The 21,462-nt window shown below is 38.2% G+C and carries 24 protein-coding genes; 8 read left to right on the forward strand and 16 right to left on the reverse strand.

From position 1 onward, the window contains the following. Positions 1–106 precede the first annotated feature (106 nt). From uxaC to C427_RS09680, 3 genes are all read left to right on the forward strand, one after another. Positions 107–1,522, forward strand: a complete 1,416-nt coding sequence (uxaC, locus tag C427_RS09670) for a glucuronate isomerase (protein WP_007638531.1) — start codon at positions 107–109, stop codon at positions 1,520–1,522. Positions 1,523–1,563: 41 nt separating this feature from the next. Further along, on the forward strand, positions 1,564–2,760 hold the full coding sequence (uxuA, locus tag C427_RS09675) for a mannonate dehydratase (protein ID WP_007638534.1): 1,197 nt from the start codon (positions 1,564–1,566) through the stop codon (positions 2,758–2,760). A 626-nt stretch (positions 2,761–3,386) separates the two neighbouring features. Further along, on the forward strand, positions 3,387–4,154 hold the full coding sequence (locus C427_RS09680) for a FadR/GntR family transcriptional regulator (protein ID WP_007638535.1): 768 nt from the start codon (positions 3,387–3,389) through the stop codon (positions 4,152–4,154). 1,058 nt (positions 4,155–5,212) lie between these two features. Here C427_RS09680 and C427_RS24085 read toward each other — a convergent pair. The 4 genes from C427_RS24085 to xylB all read right to left on the reverse strand — a co-directional run bounded on the left by C427_RS24085 (position 5,213) and on the right by xylB (position 9,226). Then, complete coding sequence (locus tag C427_RS24085) at positions 5,213–5,656, reverse strand: hypothetical protein (protein ID WP_015430763.1); 444 nt, start codon at positions 5,654–5,656, stop codon at positions 5,213–5,215. After that, the gene (locus C427_RS25905; RefSeq protein ID WP_015430764.1) at positions 5,637–6,074 is read right to left on the reverse strand and encodes a hypothetical protein; all 438 of its coding nucleotides are present in this window, start codon (positions 6,072–6,074) and stop codon (positions 5,637–5,639) included. Before C427_RS25905 ends, C427_RS24085 begins: the two co-directional genes overlap by 20 nt. Before the next feature lie 366 nt (positions 6,075–6,440). Beyond that, positions 6,441–7,760 carry a xylose isomerase gene (gene xylA / locus C427_RS09690; RefSeq protein WP_007636576.1) on the reverse strand — a complete coding sequence of 440 codons (1,320 nt, stop codon included), beginning with the start codon at positions 7,758–7,760 and terminating at the stop codon, positions 6,441–6,443. Further along, positions 7,757–9,226, reverse strand: a complete 1,470-nt coding sequence (xylB, locus tag C427_RS09695; protein ID WP_007636575.1) for a xylulokinase — start codon at positions 9,224–9,226, stop codon at positions 7,757–7,759. The genes xylA and xylB overlap by 4 nt, the downstream gene beginning before the upstream one ends. A 161-nt stretch (positions 9,227–9,387) precedes the next feature. Here xylB and C427_RS09700 point away from each other — a divergent pair, with 161 nt between their 5' ends. The 5 genes from C427_RS09700 to C427_RS09720 all read left to right on the forward strand — a co-directional run bounded on the left by C427_RS09700 (position 9,388) and on the right by C427_RS09720 (position 15,217). Next, positions 9,388–10,611 (forward strand): XylR family transcriptional regulator, encoded by a 1,224-nt coding sequence (locus tag C427_RS09700; RefSeq protein WP_007636574.1) that lies wholly within the window; start codon positions 9,388–9,390, stop codon positions 10,609–10,611. 86 nt (positions 10,612–10,697) lie between these two features. Then, positions 10,698–11,312: a DDE-type integrase/transposase/recombinase gene (locus C427_RS09705; protein ID WP_007636572.1), complete on the forward strand. Its 615-nt coding sequence runs from the start codon at positions 10,698–10,700 to the stop codon at positions 11,310–11,312. A 1,100-nt stretch (positions 11,313–12,412) separates the two neighbouring features. Next, the gene (locus C427_RS26750) at positions 12,413–12,928 is read left to right on the forward strand and encodes a hypothetical protein (protein ID WP_015430765.1); all 516 of its coding nucleotides are present in this window, start codon (positions 12,413–12,415) and stop codon (positions 12,926–12,928) included. Positions 12,929–13,487: 559 nt separating this feature from the next. Then, the gene (locus C427_RS26755) at positions 13,488–14,546 is read left to right on the forward strand and encodes a MarR family transcriptional regulator (RefSeq protein ID WP_201765516.1); all 1,059 of its coding nucleotides are present in this window, start codon (positions 13,488–13,490) and stop codon (positions 14,544–14,546) included. 113 nt (positions 14,547–14,659) lie between these two features. After that, positions 14,660–15,217, forward strand: coding sequence for a hypothetical protein (locus C427_RS09720; protein WP_007636568.1), 558 nt, complete (start codon positions 14,660–14,662; stop codon positions 15,215–15,217). Positions 15,218–15,419: 202 nt separating this feature from the next. Here C427_RS09720 and C427_RS09725 read toward each other — a convergent pair whose 3' ends face one another. The 12 genes from C427_RS09725 to C427_RS09780 all read right to left on the reverse strand — a co-directional run bounded on the left by C427_RS09725 (position 15,420) and on the right by C427_RS09780 (position 21,422). Next, a complete protein-coding gene (locus C427_RS09725; protein WP_148285906.1) occupies positions 15,420–16,214 on the reverse strand; it encodes a hypothetical protein in 795 nt (264 codons plus the stop codon). Between the two features lie 20 nt (positions 16,215–16,234). Next, the gene (locus C427_RS09730) at positions 16,235–16,810 is read right to left on the reverse strand and encodes a restriction endonuclease (protein ID WP_015430768.1); all 576 of its coding nucleotides are present in this window, start codon (positions 16,808–16,810) and stop codon (positions 16,235–16,237) included. A 153-nt stretch (positions 16,811–16,963) separates the two neighbouring features. Continuing rightward, entirely contained in the window at positions 16,964–18,115 is a 1,152-nt protein-coding gene (locus C427_RS09735; RefSeq protein WP_007636563.1) for a site-specific integrase, read from the reverse strand. Then, the gene (locus C427_RS09740; RefSeq protein ID WP_007636561.1) at positions 18,116–18,328 is read right to left on the reverse strand and encodes a MerR family transcriptional regulator; all 213 of its coding nucleotides are present in this window, start codon (positions 18,326–18,328) and stop codon (positions 18,116–18,118) included. It abuts the gene before it with no gap. Next, on the reverse strand, positions 18,328–18,696 hold the full coding sequence (locus C427_RS09745; RefSeq protein WP_007636559.1) for a hypothetical protein: 369 nt from the start codon (positions 18,694–18,696) through the stop codon (positions 18,328–18,330). Before C427_RS09745 ends, C427_RS09740 begins: the two co-directional genes overlap by 1 nt. Continuing rightward, the gene (locus C427_RS09750; RefSeq protein ID WP_007636557.1) at positions 18,696–19,274 is read right to left on the reverse strand and encodes an MT-A70 family methyltransferase; all 579 of its coding nucleotides are present in this window, start codon (positions 19,272–19,274) and stop codon (positions 18,696–18,698) included. Before C427_RS09750 ends, C427_RS09745 begins: the two co-directional genes overlap by 1 nt. Continuing rightward, on the reverse strand, positions 19,271–19,480 hold the full coding sequence (locus C427_RS09755) for a hypothetical protein (RefSeq protein WP_007636555.1): 210 nt from the start codon (positions 19,478–19,480) through the stop codon (positions 19,271–19,273). Before C427_RS09755 ends, C427_RS09750 begins: the two co-directional genes overlap by 4 nt. Beyond that, the gene (locus C427_RS09760) at positions 19,477–19,734 is read right to left on the reverse strand and encodes a hypothetical protein (RefSeq protein WP_007636553.1); all 258 of its coding nucleotides are present in this window, start codon (positions 19,732–19,734) and stop codon (positions 19,477–19,479) included. Before C427_RS09760 ends, C427_RS09755 begins: the two co-directional genes overlap by 4 nt. Beyond that, complete coding sequence (locus C427_RS09765; protein WP_007636551.1) at positions 19,734–20,099, reverse strand: hypothetical protein; 366 nt, start codon at positions 20,097–20,099, stop codon at positions 19,734–19,736. Before C427_RS09765 ends, C427_RS09760 begins: the two co-directional genes overlap by 1 nt. Beyond that, a complete protein-coding gene (locus C427_RS09770) occupies positions 20,096–20,584 on the reverse strand; it encodes a hypothetical protein (protein ID WP_007636549.1) in 489 nt (162 codons plus the stop codon). The genes C427_RS09765 and C427_RS09770 overlap by 4 nt, the downstream gene beginning before the upstream one ends. Before the next feature lie 78 nt (positions 20,585–20,662). Further along, complete coding sequence (locus C427_RS09775) at positions 20,663–21,118, reverse strand: hypothetical protein (protein ID WP_236613754.1); 456 nt, start codon at positions 21,116–21,118, stop codon at positions 20,663–20,665. A 13-nt stretch (positions 21,119–21,131) separates the two neighbouring features. Then, positions 21,132–21,422, reverse strand: coding sequence for a hypothetical protein (locus C427_RS09780; protein ID WP_007636539.1), 291 nt, complete (start codon positions 21,420–21,422; stop codon positions 21,132–21,134). Positions 21,423–21,462 lie beyond the last annotated feature (40 nt).

Below are 21,462 nucleotides of genomic sequence, written 5' to 3' on the forward strand. Positions count from 1 at the left end.
TATTTTATCTGTTATGTTAGATCTACTTAATGCAGAGATTAAAAAATTGATAAAAGTTAAATTTTATCTTTAGTAATATATATTGGTCAGTGGGAATTCTGGGTTCATGATAAAAAAATTAGTATTACATCCTGATAGATTGTTTTCATCCGATGAAAATATCCGAAATGTTGCTCGGGTTTTGTATCAAAAGGTCAAAGACTTACCGATTATTAGTCCTCATGGTCATACAGACCCATCATGGTTTTCACAAAATACCGCGTTTGAAAATGCTACTGAGTTGCTAATCAAGCCTGATCATTATGTATTTCGTATGTTGTATAGTCAGGGCATCGCATTAGAAGATTTGGGTATTTCAACTACAGAGAATACCGAGGTTGAAACTGATAGCAGAAAAATTTGGCATATATTAGCCAAAAATTATTATCTCTACCGCGGTACTCCATCGAGAATGTGGCTCGACACGGTGTTCTTTGAAGTGTTTAACTTTGAAGTTGTGTTGTCAGAAGAAACGGCCGATCATTATTACGATACAATTAATGCGGCGCTAGCAACCGATGCTTTTAAGCCACGCGCCTTGTTTGACCGCTTTAAAATAGAATGCCTTTCTACCACTGAGTCACCTCTAAATGATCTTGCTGAGCATAAAGCTATTAATGACAGTGACTGGAATGGTCGAGTCATTTCTGGGTATCGGCCCGATCCTGTTGTGGATCCTGAGTATGAAGGCTTTGTTAGTGCTGTTAAACATTTTGGTGAAATAACCGATGAAGATACTTCAACATTTTCTGGTTACTTATCAGCCCATCGAAAAAGACGGACTTATTTTAAAGCAGCCGGCGTAACGTCAACAGATCATGGTCACCCAACTGCTCAAACGGCTTATCTAGTAAAAGCTGAAATAGAAGCTTTATATGCCATTGTTATTTCAGGTAAAGCATCACCAGAACAAGCTGAACTTTTTCGTGCTCATATGTTGACAGAAATGGCAGCCATGAGTATAGAAGATGGTTTAGTGATGCAAATACACCCAGGCGTTTATCGCAATCATAATCAAGGTGTTTTTAAGCAGTTTGGTCGCGATAAAGGCGCTGATATCCCTCTTCAAACGAGTTTCGTTGAACAGCTTAAACCGTTGCTTGATAAATATGGCACTAACCCTGAACTCACGCTCATTTTATTTACCTTAGATGAAACAGCTTATAGCCGTGAGCTAGCGCCTTTAGCAGGACATTACCCTTGTTTACGTTTAGGACCTCCTTGGTGGTTTCATGATAGCCCTGAGGGGATGCGTCGATTTCGTCAACAAACAACCGAAACTGCGGGTTTTTATAATACCGTTGGTTTTAATGATGATACTCGTGCTTTTTTATCTATTCCGGCTCGTCATGACGTAGCCAGAAGAATGGATTGTAACTGGCTTGCTGAATTAGTGTGTGATCATCGCTTAGAGCTTGACGAAGCAGAAGAACTTGCTGTTGAGTTAGCGTACACACTGGCAAAGAAAGCTTATAAATTATAATGCCTAGAATGAAGGCAAAAATAAAAAATGGAGATTAAATAATGCGTGAAGCTTGGAGATGGTTTGGTCCTAATGATCCTGTAACAATTGAGGACATCAGACAAACTGGAGCGACAGATATTGTTAGTGCTTTACACTCTGTACCTACGGGTGAAATTTGGCCTTTAGACAAAATTAGTACTCATAAGAAATTAATTGAACAAGATAACAAACCTCATTCATCTTTAGTGTGGTCAGTTGTGGAAAGCATACCTGTTCATGAAGATATAAAAATGGGTCGTGATAACCATCAACGCTATGTTGATAATTGGATAACATCAATGGAAAACTTAGCGAAATGTGGTATAAAAACAGTTTGTTATAATTTTATGCCCGTTATTGATTGGACGCGCACAGATTTAAAATATCAGCTTCCTAATGGTGGTTACGCCCTAAGGTTTGATCAGCAAAAGTTTGCAGCATTTGATTTGTTCATCTTACAACGTAGTAACGCTGAAGACGATTATTCAGTAAAAGAGTTAGCAGACGCAAAATTAACATTCGAAGCCATGTCGGATGAAGATAAAACACTGTTAACACAAAATATTATTGCTGGTTTACCGGGTAAGATGACTGATGCATACACCATAGATAACTTTCGGGATATGCTGGCAAACTATAAAGATATTAACAAAGATGTTTTAAGAAAAAATTTATTTTCCTTCTTGTCACAAGTATTACCAATAGCGGAACAATTTGGGGTTAAATTAGCAATACATCCTGATGACCCACCAAGAGACATGTTAGGTTTACCACGTATTATTTGTACCTCAGAAGACCTAGATATCCTTTTTACTTCGCTACCAAGCCCAGCTAATGGCATCACCTTATGTGTGGGAACTTATGGTAGTCGCCCAGATAATGATTTACCAGCCATGGCTAAGCGGTATGGCTCACGTATTCATTTTGCTCATTTAAGAGGAGTGAGTAGAGATGAAGATGAGCAACGTTCTTTTTATGAAGCCGAACATCTAGAAAGTGATGTCGATATGGTGAGCGTAATTTCAGCTTTATTGGCGGAAGAAAAATTGCGCAATGGAGCAGAAGGTAATGGTGAAATATTTATTCGCCCCGATCATGGTCACCAAATATTAGACGACCTTAATAAACAAGGTAATCCAGGGTATTCTTGTATTGGTCGCTTAAAAGGCTTAGCTGAAATACGCGGTGTCATTAAAGCATTAAAGGCTAATTTATGATAACCCTCAATCTACTAACAGGTATTTTAGAAGGTCAATAAATGAAATCTTTGTTCAGCCTTAGGGGAAAATAAACGCTTTTATCTATCTATACCTGTTACCAATCAAAGTGCAGGATTTCAGTGGGAATTAAAATGGCTTTAGGCAAGGAAAATAATTTAAGCATAGTCATTTTATGCTTAAATTATTAGAGGCTCCCCTAAGAATAATCCAACTGGACAGTCCACATTGTGGGATATTAATCAACTGGATAGGCCACTTTGTGGGGTATTGGTAAATTAGCCTGTCCAGTTTCGGGCAGTAACATTCGTACTTAAGATGTTCAAGTTGAGATTAAAGAAAAGCTTTATATAAATTAGGTAATATTTAGCCATGTGTTCATATAAATAAGGAAATAAATTAGCTACATACTTGATGAATAGCAGCATTGATAAAACTTTGAACATATACAATATAATTATTATTCTCTCTTCTCATTATCAAACTGGTCATTCCAATTGCACTCGATGTCTATATAATTTAAAATTACTGAATTACTGACTGATTAATTAGATTTGATAGAAACTTCAACTCATTTAACTCAATTAGTTTAGTCGTTTGAAAAATCAATGTTGAAAGGAAAACTTATGAAGTTATCATCAGGTAGGGAACCACGGCTTTATCAACAAATAGCTGGGAAATTGGTTACTTTAATTGAATCTGGTGAATATACCGTTGGTATGCGTTTACCCGCTGAGCGAGAACTTGCGGCAATGTTTAAAGTCAGTCGGCCAACAATCCGGGAAGCGGTTATCGCTCTCGAATTAGAGTGTATTATAGAAGTTCGTATGGGCTCTGGTGTTTATGTTATTGAAAATAGTAAGGATAAAATCCGGTTTTCTGATAAAGATGTTGGTCCATTTGAATTAACCGAAGCACGAGTATTAATTGAAGGTGAAGCTGCAGCACTTGCTGCAACAATGATCACTGATGAGGAGTTAGTATCGCTCGCTGAAAGTTTAGATGAAATGGCGTGCGAAAATAATAATGATATGGATACGCACGAAGCTGCAGATAAAAAATTCCATATGATCATTGCACAGGCAACCAATAATAGCGCTATTACTTCTGTTATCGAAGAACTTTGGGATGAGCGCGAACGATCTCCCTTAACTAAACGTATGTATGAAAAAGTACGAAATAGTGGAGTAAAACCTTGTGTTGACGAACATCGAAAAGTCTACGAAGCGTTAAAAGCCCATGATGCTCAAGCTGCTCGTAATTTGATGCGTGCACATCTACTGCGCGTAATAGATGGTATTTTAGAAGCTACAGAAATTGAAGCGGTTGAAGCGGCTCGAAATCAAACGCTTAAGAGTCGTGAAAGGTTTAGTAAAGCGCGTAAACTTAGCTAAACAACCATTATTTGCATAGTATTAGTCACTACGAAGGCTATTTTCTTGTTGAAAATAGGCTTTTTATATTAAGTGATAGTGTTAGAAGTCTTTAGAAATACTCACTGTGAAATTTTTCCCCATATTACTAAATCCAACAGCTTCTTCATATTTGATGACCTAATGATATTCCTGCTTTTAATTTTGGTCGACGACGTAATTTAATTTTAGGTTCAAAAGTATCCATTTTATTATAAGTAACGTGCCCTGAGATGTTGAGTTTATCGGTAGGGTGATAGGCAAAAGATAATTCAGCTGCTCTAGCTTCAACTTTTGAACGGTTAACATTAATAAAAGCGATAGGATCAAAATGGATTAAATCAGTAAAAGTATTCTTATAAACACTTGCAATAGTTGTTAGTTTCTTATTGAGTAAATGATGATTTAAGGTGACATCATAGTTTTACTTAACTCAGGTTTTAGTAAAGAGTTGCCAACAAAAGGATGACCTACAGCGAAAAAACTGGGTAATTTTAACCCTTCACTATATTGCTGAAGAAGTTCTTTTTCTGTGAAAGCAGAGTTTCTATTTGAAGTAACATCAAGTACCTTATTTACCGATTCGATTGTCGAGAAGCTACCTTTGACAGCCTAATTTAATAGGTATCCGTTCGGCAAAGCACATCTAACATACGAAACAGTAAGCTTTCCTAAAATTAGTTAGAAAACAGCATGTGAAATTAGCCACACAAAAAAATAGACCATCTAGCGGTCATTAAAAAGGGTACCTGCAGCTATAGTTAATGCGGCAATGTACCCTTTTTATAACGACACACCAGTGTCTATTTAATTTTTTAAGCTTAAATTATTGTCAGGAAAGCACAATATAATCTATATTAAGACCTTTATTATCGTCATCTCTTTGAAGTGTTAGTGTAGCACCAGCGGGTATATCAATATCTACTGCTTGCGTTTCAACGTATGAACCATACCAGGTCCCATTTGATACAAAATTAAAATTTGTTGTATGAACACCATTCACATAGACACTATACTTACCGCTTTTCGTTGAAGCATATTTAACAATTAATGATGTTGTCTGGTGCGTTTTTATATGCTTTTTGTGTCATCCAACCCGGTTTTATTTTTGATTTTGGAATATCGATTAAGTGGTCTTTTTTACCTAAAGCCATGCCTTTACCAAAGTCCGTTATGCGTTTACACGAGCCATGTTGTTCAAAGAATACATCAACGCCTCTTTTTATCATTTCAACCCATAAAAAGTAGGCACCAAAGAAAGCATCTCCGACGACTATGCTGCCTTTTTGAAAGGTATCTAATACCTGACGCAATAAGCTCTGCTCATCAGAGCCTTTACCTTTAAACGGCCCCACTGCGGCATTTAGAATAACACCAGTATGCAGACAACTGACGGCAAGCAGCCTGCATATTGGAAAGCCCAACCCTGCCTTTTGTGCGCCTTGTTGAGGGAAGACTGTTTGACTACTTTTTGTGTCGGGCATCGTCAATGAGGCTAACGCTGCGCCCAAACCAACGCCACTTTTGGGGTACTGTTCTATGAATTAACTCACCTGTCTTGTTAACCAGTTGGGTTAATAGAGACGGCGATAACCTTTTTTGGGCTTTACAGTAGACGGCTGTGTTTGCACTGGTGTTGTCCACGAAGTGCGCCTGAATGAGTATGTCGTTTACGGCTTTACTGCACGATCTATCTTCATTTAAGGTTTGTGCGAGTAACATAAACAGTGTTTTAGTCGGCGTATAAATCCGCTCACGATAGTTATTGGGTAGGTTGTTTTCAATCGTTAAGGTTAGCTCATCGTGAGAGAGTGAGGCTAAAAAATCTACTGCATGAGTATTATTGGCTAAATGATGGATCTTCTTCAGTTGGGAAAGATGAATATGGAAGATAATGGACATGAAGGCGGAGTACTTTTGTGGTTGTTTTTGTGGTGAAAATATTCTACAACGTTTTTTTCCTTTTTTAGTATTACATTTTACTTTAACTTACTGTCATTAAAGAATTATTTTCTTAAGCTAGTGCCATTCGGGGCAGATCCAAATTAGATGATAATGGATAGTCAATCCAATGACTAGTAATGGCACCAACCCGATCAAAAGCTGGTGACGTGGCAGTGCGTGTTTCAAACATTAATTCTCAGTTTCAAACTTTAATATGCTCGTACAGTAAAAACAGAAACGCTTTGCTTTATTGAAACGACTAAAAAACGCCTGATGTATTACATCAGGCGTTTTTTGGGACCAAAGACTTACTGGTGTTAGAGCTTAACCGTATAAAATGCGATTAACTTTGTTTTCCATTAACTCTTGTTGGCCACTAACATGTTTGGGTTGCAAATTATTACTCACTGTATGACTAGTAAGGGTTTCAAGGCTTTGCTGACCGCTTAAAATAGACTGGCCGAATTTTTGACCCCATCCCTCATAACGTTGTGATATTTTGTCTGCAATGAAATCATTTTCTAATATTGCTGCTGCCTTTTTAAGGGCTAAAGCCATGTGATCCATGCCACCAATGTGTCCGTGGAATAAATCTGCTGGATCACTACTTTGACGGCGTAATTTACAATCAAAGTTCAAACCACCAGTGGTAAAACCACCCGACTTAAGAATTTCATACATGACTAAACTAAGCTCTTCGACTTCAGTAGGAAATTGATCAGTATCCCAGCCATTTTGTGCATCACCGCGGTTAGCGTCGATACTACCGAATAGGCCTAAGGATATAGCTGTAGCAATCTCATGATGAAATGAGTGGCCTGCTAAGGTAGCGTGGTTAGCTTCAATATTCACTTTGAATTCTTGCTCTAATCCAAACTGTTTCAGAAATCCATAAACGGTGGCGGTGTCGTAGTCGTATTGGTGCTTAGTCGGCTCTTGAGGTTTTGGCTCAATTAATAATGCACCTTTAAAACCAATCTTGTGTTTATGCTCAGCAACCATAGTAAAGAAGCGACCTAGCTGCTCGCGCTCTTGACGTAGGTCGGTGTTGAGTAGGCTTTCATAACCTTCACGTCCACCCCATAATACGTAGTTTTCACCGCCCAATCGTTTGGTGGCATTCATCGCATGGCACACTTGGGTTGCACCATAACTAAATACATCTGGATTTGGGTTAGACGCGCCACCTGCTGCGTATCTTGGGTTACTGAATAAGTTAGCTGTTCCCCAAAGCAGTTTTAAACCGGTTTCAGATTGTTTTTGTTCGAGTACATCGACCATCGCCGAAAAGTTGTTAACGTAATCGTTAATACTGTCACCTTCAGGGGACACATCGATATCGTGGAAGCAGTAGTAGGGGATATTGAGTTTGCTAAAAAATTCAAAGGCAACATCCGCCTTTTGTTTAGCCCTTTGCATAGGATCGCCAGGTTTCAGCCATGGTCTGCCAAAGGTGCCTTGACCAAATACATCTGCTCCGTCCCAACAAAAGTTGTGCCAGTAACAGGCGGCAAAACGAAGATGTTCAGCCATAGTTTTGCCAAGCACAACTTGGCTGGCGTCGTAATGATGAAAAGCTAGAGGGTTGACAGACTCAGTGCCTTCAAATTGAATACTGGGTATGGAATCAAAATAAGTGGTCATAAAATTTCCTTGTTAAAAATAGTGCGTAATTGAGAATAGGTCTTTCTATAAACAGCAAGACGTTGCTCAAAAATTTTTTGAGTTGCAGTGTTAGGGGTATGAATTTGCAGCGCTTCTGGTTGCGGGCAAATCTGTTCAATTGATAATTCGGGTTGCATGGCTAAATGAGCGAGGCGCGCAGCGCCAAGGGCAGGGCCAACTTCGCCTCCATGTCTAAAGGTGATTTTTGTCTTTAATACATCTGCCATCAGCTGTCGCCAATAGGCACTTTGTGCACCGCCACCAATAACAGTGATTTCAGTTGCTTTGGTACCTGACTGATGTAATGCATCTACACCGTCAGCAAAGGCAAAACACACGCCTTCAAGCACCGCATGTAACATGTCGAGTTTGCCTGTGTCGTGGGTTAAACCAATGAAAGCGCCCTGGGCTAAGGGATCATTGTGAGGTGTGCGCTCGCCACTTAAATAGGGCAAGTAGTAAGGGGCGGTTTTCTGATCAACTGGGTTATTTTCAAGTTGTTCAAGTAATCGCCCGATATCCTCTTCTACTACCTGTTTGGCAAACCAATCTAAGCAGCTAGCAGCACTTAACATTACTGACATTAAGTGCCAGCGCTCAGGTAACGCATGGCAAAAACTGTGAACTGCCAATTCAGCTTGTTGGCTGAAATGATCGGTTACGACGAAGTAAACACCTGATGTGCCAAGAGAGATCATGCCTTGACCGGGCTCAACTAGGCCTACACCTATTGCTCCGGCAGCATTATCCCCAGCACCTGCTATCACAGGTACCGTCGATAATCCCCAACGGCTAGCTATGTCTGATTGCAACACACCTGTGATTTGATTACCTTCAAAAAGCTGCGGCATATGCGCTAAATTTAAACCACATGCAGCCAGCATTTCTATATCCCATATTCGTTTTTTTGTATTCAGCCAAAGTGTGCCGGCTGCGTCAGACATATCCGTAGCGAAGTCGCCAGTCAATAACCACCTTAGGTAGTCTTTGGGTAACAGTACTTTGGCGATCCGTGCGAAGTTCTCGGCTTCATGATGTTTAGCCCAGAGTAATTTGGGTGCGGTAAATCCCGGCATCATTATATTGCCAGTCGTTTCTCGGCTATTCTGCACTGCTTGTTCAAGCTCTTCACATTCTTTCGCGCTACGGCCATCGTTCCAGAGTATCGCTGGTCGGATAACCTCACCATTTTTGTCAAGTAAGGTGGCGCCGTGCATTTGCCCCGACAAACCTATTGCCTTGACTTGAGATAAGTATGGGCGACTGGACAAATCATCCATTACCTTACAAAAGGCTGTCCACCAGTCGGCTGGGTTTTGTTCAGACCATAATGCTTGTGGTCGAGATACCATTAGCTCAGCCGATTGTGAATCAACGATCTGTCCTTCGGGATTGGTAATAATGACTTTAATCCCTGACGTGCCTAAATCAATACCTAAATACATCACAATATCCACGTTAATTTTGTTGATAGCATAGTGGCTGAGAGTGCAAAAACACACAATTACGAAATTACATAATTAAATTCCGTAATTTGTTTTATTATTAATCTGTTTTTAGTTATGCTTAAGACGAATTTTTAGCCAAGCGGCAGAGGCATCAAGCAGTGAAATACAGCAGACTGAGTGGCCAAGAAAACAGGCAATATAGTATTAGTTTGTTGTTTAATGCTAATAAGGTTTACGACCGTCAAGTAATAGAAGGTATAGGTCACTATTTACAATCTACAAAAGTCGATTGGGATGTATACCTTGAAGAAGACTGCTTGGCTCGCCTAAACAATTTAGATAATTGGGAAGTGGATGGGATCATTGCGGATTTTGATGATCCGCATATGCAAGCGGCACTAACTGACTTAGATATTCCAGTGATTGGGGTGGGAGGGTCATATCAATGCGCAGCCGATTACCCAGATGTACCCTATGTCGCCACCGACAATCAAGCTGTGGTCAATTGTGCTTATCAACACCTTAAGAAAAAAGGCCTGCAACGCTTCGCTTTTTATGGTTTGCCACCAGATAAAGAACATCGCTGGGCCCTAGAGCGTGAAAGAGCCATTGTTAATTTGTGTGAAAAAGACGGTTTTAGTTGTTCTGTGTATCGTGGTTATAAAACTCAGCCTGATACTTGGCAGCATAGTATGAATAGACTTGCTGACTGGATTGAAAGTTTGCCTTTACCTATTGGTGTCATCGCTGTCACCGATGCTAGGGCTAGACATTTACTGCAGGCCTGTGATAAGAACAGTCGATTGGTGCCCGATCAAGTTTCAATTGTGGGCATAGATGATGACGATATTGCTCGTAACTTAAGTCGGGTGAGTTTAAGTTCAGTCAGCCAAGGTTGTTTTGATATGGGCTTTCAAGCTGCAAAATTGTTACATCGACAACTTAATCGGCAAATAACAAAAAAGTCACCTGACCAAAAATCAACACCAGCGCCTAGAGTCCTTGTACCGCCAATGGGGATAATTCAGCGTCAATCGACTGATTTTAAAGCACTACAAGATACTTATGTGATCCAAGCTATGCACTACGTTCGCCAACATGCTTGTCGTGGAATTAAAGTAGAGCAAGTGATTAATTATGTTGGAATATCTCGCTCAAATTTGGAACAACGATTTGTACAAGAATGCGGTCACAGCATTCATACTGAAATCCATAATGAAAAGCTAAATAGAGCCTGTAAAATGTTAGCCGAGACCGATTCCGAATTAGCAGAAATTGCCAATTCATGCGGTTACCCCTCAATTCAATATTTATATGCCGTATTTAAAAAGCACTTTGGACAAACTCCAAAACAATACAAACGTGACATATTACAAAGCTAAACTGGTAGTGTGAAGCTATTGTGAGACTAGGGCGTGTGGTACTGTCAAGTTAATAAGCTGAATCAGAAAAATAAGATAATCTGAGCATGCAAAATACCAATATTTATCCCGGATATCGCTATCCACCCCAAATAATCAGTCACGCTGTGTGGCTTTATCATAGATTTACACTTAGCTTCAGTGACATCGAAGAGTTACTGGCAGCAAGGGGCATTAATGTCAGTTACGAAACTGTCAGAAATTGGTGTTATAAATTCGGGCAAAGGTACTGCAGTAAAATCAGGAAGAACCGTGGACGATTAGGTGATACTTGGTATCTTGATGAGGTATTTATCAAGATCAACGGTGTTCTGCATTATCTTTGGCGGGCAGTAGATCAAGATGGCGATGAAATCGATATTCTCGTTCAAAAACGTAAGGATAAACATGCGAAAGAGCTGATACCCGGTGTAGAACACTCCACCCAGCACTACGAAAACAACCGATATGAATTATCTCATCAACCTAGTCGACAACAGGAAAGGCAGATGAGGAAATTTAAATCCCAAGGTCAGGCTCAACGATTTCTCTCCTGTCATGGAGTGGTTAATAATCTGTTTAGGCTTGGTCGCCATTTAATGAAAGCGAATAATTATAGATTTATCCGTGACAAATCGTTTATTGAATGGAACAGGGCGAGTTATGTCCAAAATTTGGCATAGGTAGTTAAACTACCATTCAATTCATCCGATCCCGGTAACTTGACAGTACCAAATCAAAACCTATGTGGACTAATAGATTAGGTCAAGAGCTATTCAGAGAGATCCTAAAATAGGCAACGCTCGATTATACAAATTATTTAACTTAATCTTAACTCTTCATACGTCATAGATTGATAGTTTTTCGACAACTGCATTAGGTTACGGATAGGGTACGGTTTTTAGGGGGTTGGCGCGTAGGCCCTTAGAATTGGTACAACCGAGTGGACTCGAACCACCGACCCCTACCATGTCAAGAAAGCGGACTGAAATTAACATAAACCCTTTAATCACGTGGTCTTGGCGGCTATTTAGACACTTTTTAGGGTGCCGAAATTGCGCCAAATGCGGGAAACGCAAACCTATTGGAATCAATAGCTTACGTTTTTCAAACCACTGTATAAGGTTACGGGCTATCGACTAAGATCGACCAACCATTTCATGCTGTGTTTACTAGGTTTAAGCTCGTCGATTTCCTTTGGTAAAGCGCACGTTTGGCAATACCAAACGGCTGATAACTTAATTCTATAGTTGACAAAAACATCAATGCAGCATCATTCTAATTCAAGCTCAAAAGAACCACCGTTTCGGATAATAGGCAATTTAGTCGATAGTCTCTTAGGTGCCAATTGCCGTCATTCGCCACTGATTTTGTAATCGCAGTAATTTTCCATAAAGCGGACTCTAAATCAACTATATATAAGCTCAGGTATAATGAGATTTAGTAAATAATGCCTGTTTCGTTTCCTATTATGTAATTTTGACTGGTCTCGCTTTCTTTTTCTAAAAAACGCTAAGTCATTCATTTAATTATGGAAAATATTTTATGCATAGTATTTAATAGGAAGCATAAAAAGTCGCGTTAAAGTCAGGCTTCTTTTGTTTTTGCAATTCTTAGTGGTTTTGATGGCATGATAGTGAAAAATATTTTATAAAATCAAAAGGTAATCACTGAAAGTGACGGAAATAAAAATCAAATCGAGAAGTTACATATTCGACATGCTCGATAATAAGTGTTGAGTGTTTTAGTCGTCTAGCAAATTGTATCAGGAGTCTTTAAAACGATGTTGACAGAAAAGAACAGGGATGAATTCTATAAAGTAGCAGATTCATTAAAACGATTTAAACGTGCTGATATAAAAGATTCTCAAGAACGCTCACTCATTGACACGCTTTACACTGACTTGTTGCCTGAGAATCAAGTTTATAAAATGGTTTTATCTGATAACACTACATTTTTGGTAGGTAGAAAAGGAACTGGTAAATCGACCATAATCTTACGTTTAGAAAGTGAATATCGAAAGAAGGACGATTACATACCTTGTTACATTGATACTAAAACTGTTTTTGAAAGTACAAAAAGTGACTATCAAAACTTAGATTACTTAAAAGGCAGGATTCCAAATGAAGCTTTGGAAAAATACTTAATTGAACGCTCATTCATACAGAATGTACTAAAAGCAATTGTTGATGAAATGGACATCAAGGCTAAACCTTACCTTATCAAATTTGCCAACTTACTTGGTTTAAGTAAAACAAATAGAGTTAAGGATGGGATTTCTGAGCTTTATAAAAAATAGAAAATAATGAACACCTCAAATCTATCGAACTTCCAGTAATAAATGAGTATGTCAATTCCATCTCGGGTGCACATGAAGTTGAAAGTGCTAAAAGCTATAAAAATTCTGGAGAGGCAAACTTCAGCCTTGATCTTAAAGGACCTAAGGTTGGTGTAAAAGATGGATACTCGAAGACATCTTCGGATAAAACTAAGCAACTAGAGTCTTGGGAAAAACAATTTTCAGGTGCGTTATTGAAAGTATTTCAAATCAAGGATGTGATGGATGAAATACAAAAAATATTAAATATTCTAAAAGTAAAAAACTAGTCATATTCCTGGATGATTTCTCTGAAGTTGATGAAAAAACACTTAAAAACTTTGTTGATGTCGTTCTTGCTCCTTTAAATAACTGGGGAGAATTTATTTGTTTTAAAATTGCAGCTTATCCAAACAGGATTCATTTCGGTGATATAGATAAAGGCAAGGTAGATATAATTGATCTTGATTTTTATAACCTATATTCAAATTATGATAAAAGTACGATGGAGTCCTTATCACTAGACTTTACTAAAAGGCTAGTGAACAAAAGAATCAAATATTACAGCACAAATTCACTCGAAGATTTTTTTGACGTCACAAGTAACTCTAATATCGATGATTATATGGAATTACTATTTAAAACATCGATGAACGTGCCACGTATCATTGGTAATATTCTTTATTATTGTCATCAAACACATATATCTATAGGTAAAAAAATAAATAAAGCTGCTATCGACTCTGCGGCTATTAAATACTATGAAAAAGTAATATCTTCCTTTTTCGAACTTACAACTCACAGTTTATTGTCATTTGATGAAAAAGTATCAGAGCTACAACAAAAAGAGTTATTGCAAGTTTTCATTTCGCAGCAAAAAAGTATACGAAAACAAATAACAACTGATGAGTTAACAAGTGCGGTATATCAATCAGATAAGAAGAACCCATTTACGAGCCATTTTAACTTTTCGCCCAATTTAGAAAAATTTGTTCGCACACTAGAGCTTAACTTTTTTGTGTCTAAGTATTCAGAAATGAGCGACAGGGACGGAAAGAAAGTGTCTATTTACTGCCTTAATTATGGTTTAACTCTTCTAGAAAACATGAGGTGGGGAAAACCACCGGGTAGAGATTATAGGACCTACTATATAGCAAGGCCGTTTAATTTTGATAGCATTTTTGAAGATTTCCTTAGGAAATCAAAACATATTTTATGTGTAAACCCAAAGTGTAAGAAGTCATACCCTTACGAACAACTACAATTTTTAGAATTTAATAAAATGCGATGCGTAGAGTGCCAATGCCATGTTAATGTTAAATCTGTTTCAGAAGAAATTAAAGATGAATTAGAGAGAATTGACAAAAGTAAATTACTACCCGCTATTGAATTAGGTTTATTGCATGAACTTAACAGTAATAATTCTACAATGCTTGCTAAAGACTTATCTGAAGAGCTCGATATTTCTTCTTATCTAATAGCATCAAGAGCTAAAAAATTAGATGAGACGTTAGGGCTTATTAATAGAGATAGAAATGGATCGTTAATAAAGTACTCTATTTCAGCCAAAGCAAAAGACGCATATTTCAATAATAAATAACAAACACATAAGCTGTTAAAGCGGGACAAATTACAGTTGGCTGGTTCCGCTTCGCTACACATTTTAGCCAATTATAATTTTCCACTTAAAGGGCGTTAGAAGGGTAATAAGTAATGGAGGAAATTAAAGATCCAGAGTTAAAAAATACTTTTCAGTACTATTATCGTGTTCTTCTCTCATATTCCGATTTCAAACACGCGGAAAGATGTGCTAAAAGGCTTGTTGAGTTTGGAGATACTTATATCCCGGAAAATGAAACTTTAGAGGCTGCTTTGTATAGTTCAATGCTTGTTTCATATTCACGCCCTTTCAATTCTGGCGGAAATTCTCAAGTTGGAAATATTCCTAGGCTAACAAAAAATATTATTAAATCTTTAACTAGGAAAGAGCAGAAGCTTCATAATTATATTCTACTATTAAGAAATAAATTAATAGCTCACTCTGATGCTGAGTTCATTAATCTTGATCCAGTTGTAGCAATTGATATATCTAAAGATTTTATTGTCCCTATTAAGAATGATCCACTGGCTCCATTTAACGAGTCATATAATCGAGAGTGTTTGAGCCTTTGTGAAAAGCTCATAGTTTGGGCACTTGAAGAACGGGCAGCAATTGAACCTAGAGTTATCCCGCATTTAAAGAAGGTTAATTTTGCTCAAATATATGAATAAGCCTTCTAACAAAGTGTTCAATTTAGTTACAGCCGCAAAAAGCGCGGCTTCCACGGGACAACCTTCGCGGTGATTCGGTTACCCATGAACACGGCGTAATGCCCGCTTTAAAGCTGTAGTTATCCACTGACTCTCAAAAAGTCGACTTTTTACACAGCCTGTGCCAAATAGTAGACATACGGTATCTAAAATTTGGAATGATTTAGTTGCTAGTTTCCTGATTAATAATAATGTCTATTTGCTTAATAGCTTGATGTGAGCTATCAACTTTATTGAATAAGACACGAGCTATTTTTAATTGCTCCAGTGATTTTGTTTTTTGATTGGAATCATTAAGGTAAATCGAATAATGAAATAAAATATTACCTAGAATCTCATCTTCGTCGGCATAGTTTAGTTGTAGTTTAATAATGAGTTTCTCAAATAATGGCCAATACTTCTCATGCTCATAAACAGAAAGTAAATCCTGCATTATTGTTGGATTATTTGTATCTAGTTGAAAAAATGCAACCGAATAGTCAATGGCTGACTCTAAGCGATTCAAATTAAGTTCCCCCTGAATAAGAGGAGTAATATTTTCATAATATTCAGGTCGCGTTTCCCAACATAGCTTTCGGTAACGCATTTCGTCGCTAAATTCTTTCATTTCTGAATACCACTTTGCCAGCTGATTATACGCAGCAGCAAGCTCTAATGGATTTGTTATATTTATAATTTCTGACTCTAATTGTTCAATAATTTTAGTGTTTTCAAATGTTATTTTATCTGGAAATGAATATTGCAGAAGGTGATTAAGTTTTCTAATATTTTTGTTTTGTACCTGCTCAGATGTAAATAGGACAAAAAATGCTATAAACTCGATGCAATCGATAAATCCGGTAATCTCTTTTCCAGTAAGTTCATCAAATTGAGCCAAACGAATATATGTTTCAAGCTTATCTTTCCTGTCAGGAGACCTATGATTACTTATGGAAAGATTTGTGTATATTTCCTCCATTCGACTATTTTGTTTTTCTACTAATTCACTAATAGATGATACATTTTGGTTTTTTTAAATATATTAAAGTACATCCATTCATTTTGTTTTTGTGCTTTTTTAAGATCAAGACCTCTTTGATACAAACAACATGTAAAACCATCTTGTTTTGAATTATCAACAACCCAACCAAAAGGAGAAGATATAAATAACGAATTATTTTCCGAATAGGGAATTGCTGCCAAATTTTGATGTAGCAAAAATTCGTCAAAATTTAGAACATCAAGTTCTAACTTTTCAGTACCATAATAAGCGCGATTGATCGCGGCTTTGGAATAACCTTTTTGAGTTACCATCAAACCTTGATTTGCATCTAGATCTTGGAGCATTGATATAAAAGACTCAACACACTTTATATCAATAGGTTTTGAAAAATATTTAGCATCGACTACTACTCTACTGGCGAAACCTGCTACATCATCTTCGATCAATACGTCAATCTGACGTTCTATTTTGGAATAGCGACCAGTTATTTTCGCATCATATGTAATAGAAGCATTGGGGTAAGTTTTAGAGAAGTAATCATGTATTTCTTTTTCATAATCTTTCCAGTCCATTATTACTTCCCTTTATTTTCAATTTTATATCTGATTGATATTAGCCTTCCAACTAAAAACTACGTTAACCTAAATAGGGAAAATATCCAACGACCGCAAATCGCTCAGAACGGTCGTTCGAGTTAATATCCTGACTATCTCATCAGAGCTACATTATATTTTGATTTCTCCCGCTGGAACTCTAACCCATTCAATATGATTTTCTTGATAAATCTTTGTTGATTTTGCATCCGCATGAGCAGCCCTCGATTGTGGATCAAGTCCTGCTTCGGTATATAAATGAATTGATAATGCGCGTATTTCATGAAACGTCGGGCGTTCGTCTTTTCCAAGGCTAGAATATGCTCCTACAGAGTCACGAACCTTGCTAAATTGGCGGCTAATATATTTACTACTTACTTGTGTTGGGTGGTCGCAACCTTCGCCCACTAGCTTTGGGTACCTTGAAAGCCTATGGACTATATAAGGGCTTAAAAGTTTGTCACGACTATTAGCAACTATCTGTTTAAGCGCTTCAGTAATGGGGATCTCTACCCGCGACGATTCTTTGGTTTGAACCTTTTGCCTATGTATACGCAAAAATCCATAAACCAAAACACCGTCCAAAACTTCTGGCACGTCTAAAAACCTGCAGTCACGATATTTTAACCGACTAATTTCAAGCGTTGCATGTGTTGTTTGCATGGCCAATGCCATTGCTACTTTTAGAAAGCCTGGTGCAGCATCATAAATCAATTGAAATTCAGCTAGTTTTAATCGAGTTCGCTTCTTAGCTTCAAGCTTTTTGGCTTTTTTATCATTCGCATAGTTGTAGGCCATGGCTGACATATCAACAAGGTATGAAAATACTTTCTTCAAAAATGATATTTTTCTGTTGTAAACTTCGGCGCTCTTACCTGCTGTGTATTCAATTAAAAAGTCGTTTACATTTTCAAGCGTAATTGATTTGGTGTAAGTGTCGCCTTGCTGTTCTAACAGTCGTTCGCAATCATTCAAGAAAGTTGTTAGAACTTCATTGCTCAATGATTCGTCTTTTTTTACTCGGTTAATAACTTTAGGTAACCAATACTTAAGAGTCCGGTTGTATTTATCGCCTCGTTCTAACATGTCGATCATTGGGTTGCGATATTCAGCGTTAAATAGCTTGGCCGCTTCTTTTGCATCAACTCGATTTGTGCCAATTGGAAACCAAAAATCTTTACCACTTGGGTATCGATATCTGAGCCGCTCAACGCCACGAAGGCGAACGGGTGATAAACCCGTTGGCATATCTTCGTTGGTTAATTTTTTACGTCTTGGTGCCATTTAAGCGGCCTTAGCTTTCATCATATCTAGCAGTGTTTGACTGTTAGATTTTGGCGCATCATTAACATGGATCAAGTATTGACCACCGGGTGTTTTTTCAACTTTTGTATTAGATGGCATTTTACCCGCTTTGATCCAATTGCGAATGGTTTTGTCTGTCACTTTTCCGAACCAAACTTCAACGGCGTACTCATTTGGCTTGTATGTTTTCATCACACACCTACCTTAGGCGGTATATCAGTAGGGCATACAAACCCGACCGGCTTTATTTCATAGTTGCAGGTGTAATCCCAGTCTGGATCCCAATAAACCCCTTCTTCGTCGCAATTGTCCTCGTCTAATTGTGTTGGTCTTATAGTTACATCAACTTTCGCCGTTACACCCGTTATTTTGCCGACTATGACATTCTCAACTTCATTCGCCCATCCGTCTTGTAAGTAATCAGATATAGCATCATTTGCCGCCTTATCACGTTCTTGTTCTGACTTAAAATAAACAAATCCATCACCATCTGGATCAGAGTAAAAAAAATCAAAACCAATTTTAGGGTTATAACTTTTCTCTATTTTTAATTCACTCATCACGCCACCTCATTAAGTTGAACGCTTTCAATTTCATTACCCCAGCAATCCCACAATTTGTGTTCATGCCTGGCAAATAACTCAATGAAATTTTTATCATCACCGGCCAGCTTTACTATCCGGTCCCTGACTTCATCAGGCTTTTGGCTATGTGCACGTTTAGCGGCTTTAACTATTTGACGGACAGATGCGTCGACTCGCTTGGGTCGACCCTTCACAGCTATTAAACAGTCTTCTGAATTTGCGCGGGTGTAATTACCCATTCCGAAATGATCAAGACCGTTTTTAGTTTTCTTAACCCAGGTAAACGCCTTCATGTTTTTGAAGGTAAAGCCCCAAGCCTCAACAAGCTTTAGAGCCTCTAAAGGCATTGGGCCAACATGCCACATGAACAAAAAGCAGTTATCTGCAGCAAGGCGCTTAACGGGCAGTTGCATTAAGTCTGACAGGTTCATGCAAGGGTATTTAAAACCAGCGCCACGTTTACCGCTATTACACTTGTCTGTATAGGACCAAGCGGGATCAGCGTAAATCACATCGTATTTCTTATCGATGGTGCCTATATCGTCTATGATCATAATTCATACTCCAAATCTTCTTCATCCGAATCATAAAAATCAGCGTGCACGCTAGTTACTTTTAATTGGATTTGAATTTCTTTGCCCTCGAGTAAAACACGTCCAAGCGAAACCGCATTATCTGGGTAATCGCCTTCTAGCATTTCGGCAATCAACGTATCAATGTTTTGAACTGCAAGTGCGGCCACTTCTGATGCGCCACTCATAGTTGACCCCTTAGTGCTTCTCTGTGAAAATCGAGATGTGTTCTTTCTAGGGCTTCAACCAGCAAAAAAGGTATGGCTCGTTCATGGTAACCTGATGCACTTGTTATTTTTGCGTCTAAGTATGAAACTATCACTCTTAACTCGTCACGCTCTTTCTCTAGCACTGCATTACGCTTAATAAGCGCATCTATTCGTTCTGCTGCTTTTTCAGGGTGTGCCTTGCAAAGGTCAAGCATGGTGATTGGTTTAGACATTAGGCGGCATCCTTTAAGTGTCTTGCTACTGCATGTTTTATAGACATAACAGATGATTTAAAAATTTTAGCTATTTCAAAGTTATCAAAGCCTTTTTCTTTTAGTTCTGCCAATTCAGCTTTTTTAACTTTCCAGTTAATTGAAATGGGTGGTTGGCTTTCAAGCGCCTTGATTGATTGTATAATGTTTTCAAATGCAAGTTTCTTGGGTTCATAAACACCCCCGATCCAATTTCTTACAGATGAAGTGCCGTATCCGCAATGGTTGCAAATGAATCTTAAAGAGTGATGTGATGATGTTATCGCATCATAAAGCGCACTTTGATTAGTCGATAAGCTGGTGGGTTTTACTTTGTTGGTTTTCATGGCGCCGCCTTACATGAAAGACCAGCTTCTTCAGATTGGATAACTAACATTTCAATACCGATAAAAATATTAGCGGCATACATCATCTCTATTAATGCCACATCAGAGATTGATAAATCTTTTCGAGGTATCAACTGTATTACTTTCTTGATCACCTTGCCTTTCGTATTCATCCCATCACTCCTAAAAAAAACACTTCCATGTGTGGACGATGATCCAATTGGCGAAAGAGTGACATATTGATTAATGTAGCCTAGGGCTTTTTTTAAGCCAAGCGGGGTCCTGCCAAATATTTTAGGAATTGGATCGGTAAACGCTTCAACGCTTACAGTGATTACAATTGTGTCTGACAGGGTTTCAACATGCGCTAAGTGATCGCGGTGCATAATGATTTGCGATTGTGCTGATTTGATTTGATCAATAAGAGCATCACAAACCACATCTTGATGATCGGTAACCTTTGAAACTTGATTTAATGTATTCATCGTCATATCCTATTTATGTTATCCGCTCTTAGTCGCCAAACATCTAGAGCGGGTGGTGTGCCCTCGAAAGGGGGCGGTTTAAGCTGCTTTTAAATAGTTCTGGACCGTTTCATCACCAAGCGCGTTAATAATCTGCGAGTAGTCGAAATCAGGGTCGTAAGGTTTCCAAGTCATTGTCGGCTTAAATGTTTTTTTGTTGCGCTTGATACCGCCGGATTTATCCATTGATGCAACATTGATCATTATTCTTAAATCTCTATATTCAAGCGCAGGAGTTGAGCGTTTTAATATCTCGATATATTTACGGGCACTTTCTGGGGTGTCGAATTCCTTAGATATAGCCTTTGGCTTCATACCTTCAAGTAACGCTGAAACTTCTTGATTAAACTTAGCCTCATAAATTTCTGGTGTAAGATTGCCGCCTTTTGGTAACCAGATTTCCAGCTTTTTGGTGACTATCTTTTTACAGAGAATAAGCGTTACACCATCAACTCTGAAAATACCCGCTACTTTTATTGGTTTGGTCATCATCATTCCTTACTAGTAGTTAAGCGGCTTTAGCACTGGCTAGCGCTTCAATAATTAAACTTTTAACCGATTGAGTTAATAGCTCGTAATTTAACCGTGTGGCCTCTTCTGTTTCGCCTCGCTGCAGCAAAATACTGACCTCGCTTAACTGGGGCCCAACTTTGGCAGCTACTTCTGCATGGTTTATACAAACCCCTTCAACGAAGGTTAGCCCAAACATAAAGAAACGCTCAACAGCCAGGTCAACTTTTGATTTGGTGGCATTTGTTTGACTTGAAATAAGTTCTAGTGCTGCTTTTGAATGAAACATTTTTTGATCCTCGGTAATAAATTTTCACTTATACTTTCGT

The organism is Paraglaciecola psychrophila 170 (assembly GCF_000347635.1).
In the GTDB taxonomy this organism is placed as follows: domain Bacteria; phylum Pseudomonadota; class Gammaproteobacteria; order Enterobacterales; family Alteromonadaceae; genus Paraglaciecola; species Paraglaciecola psychrophila.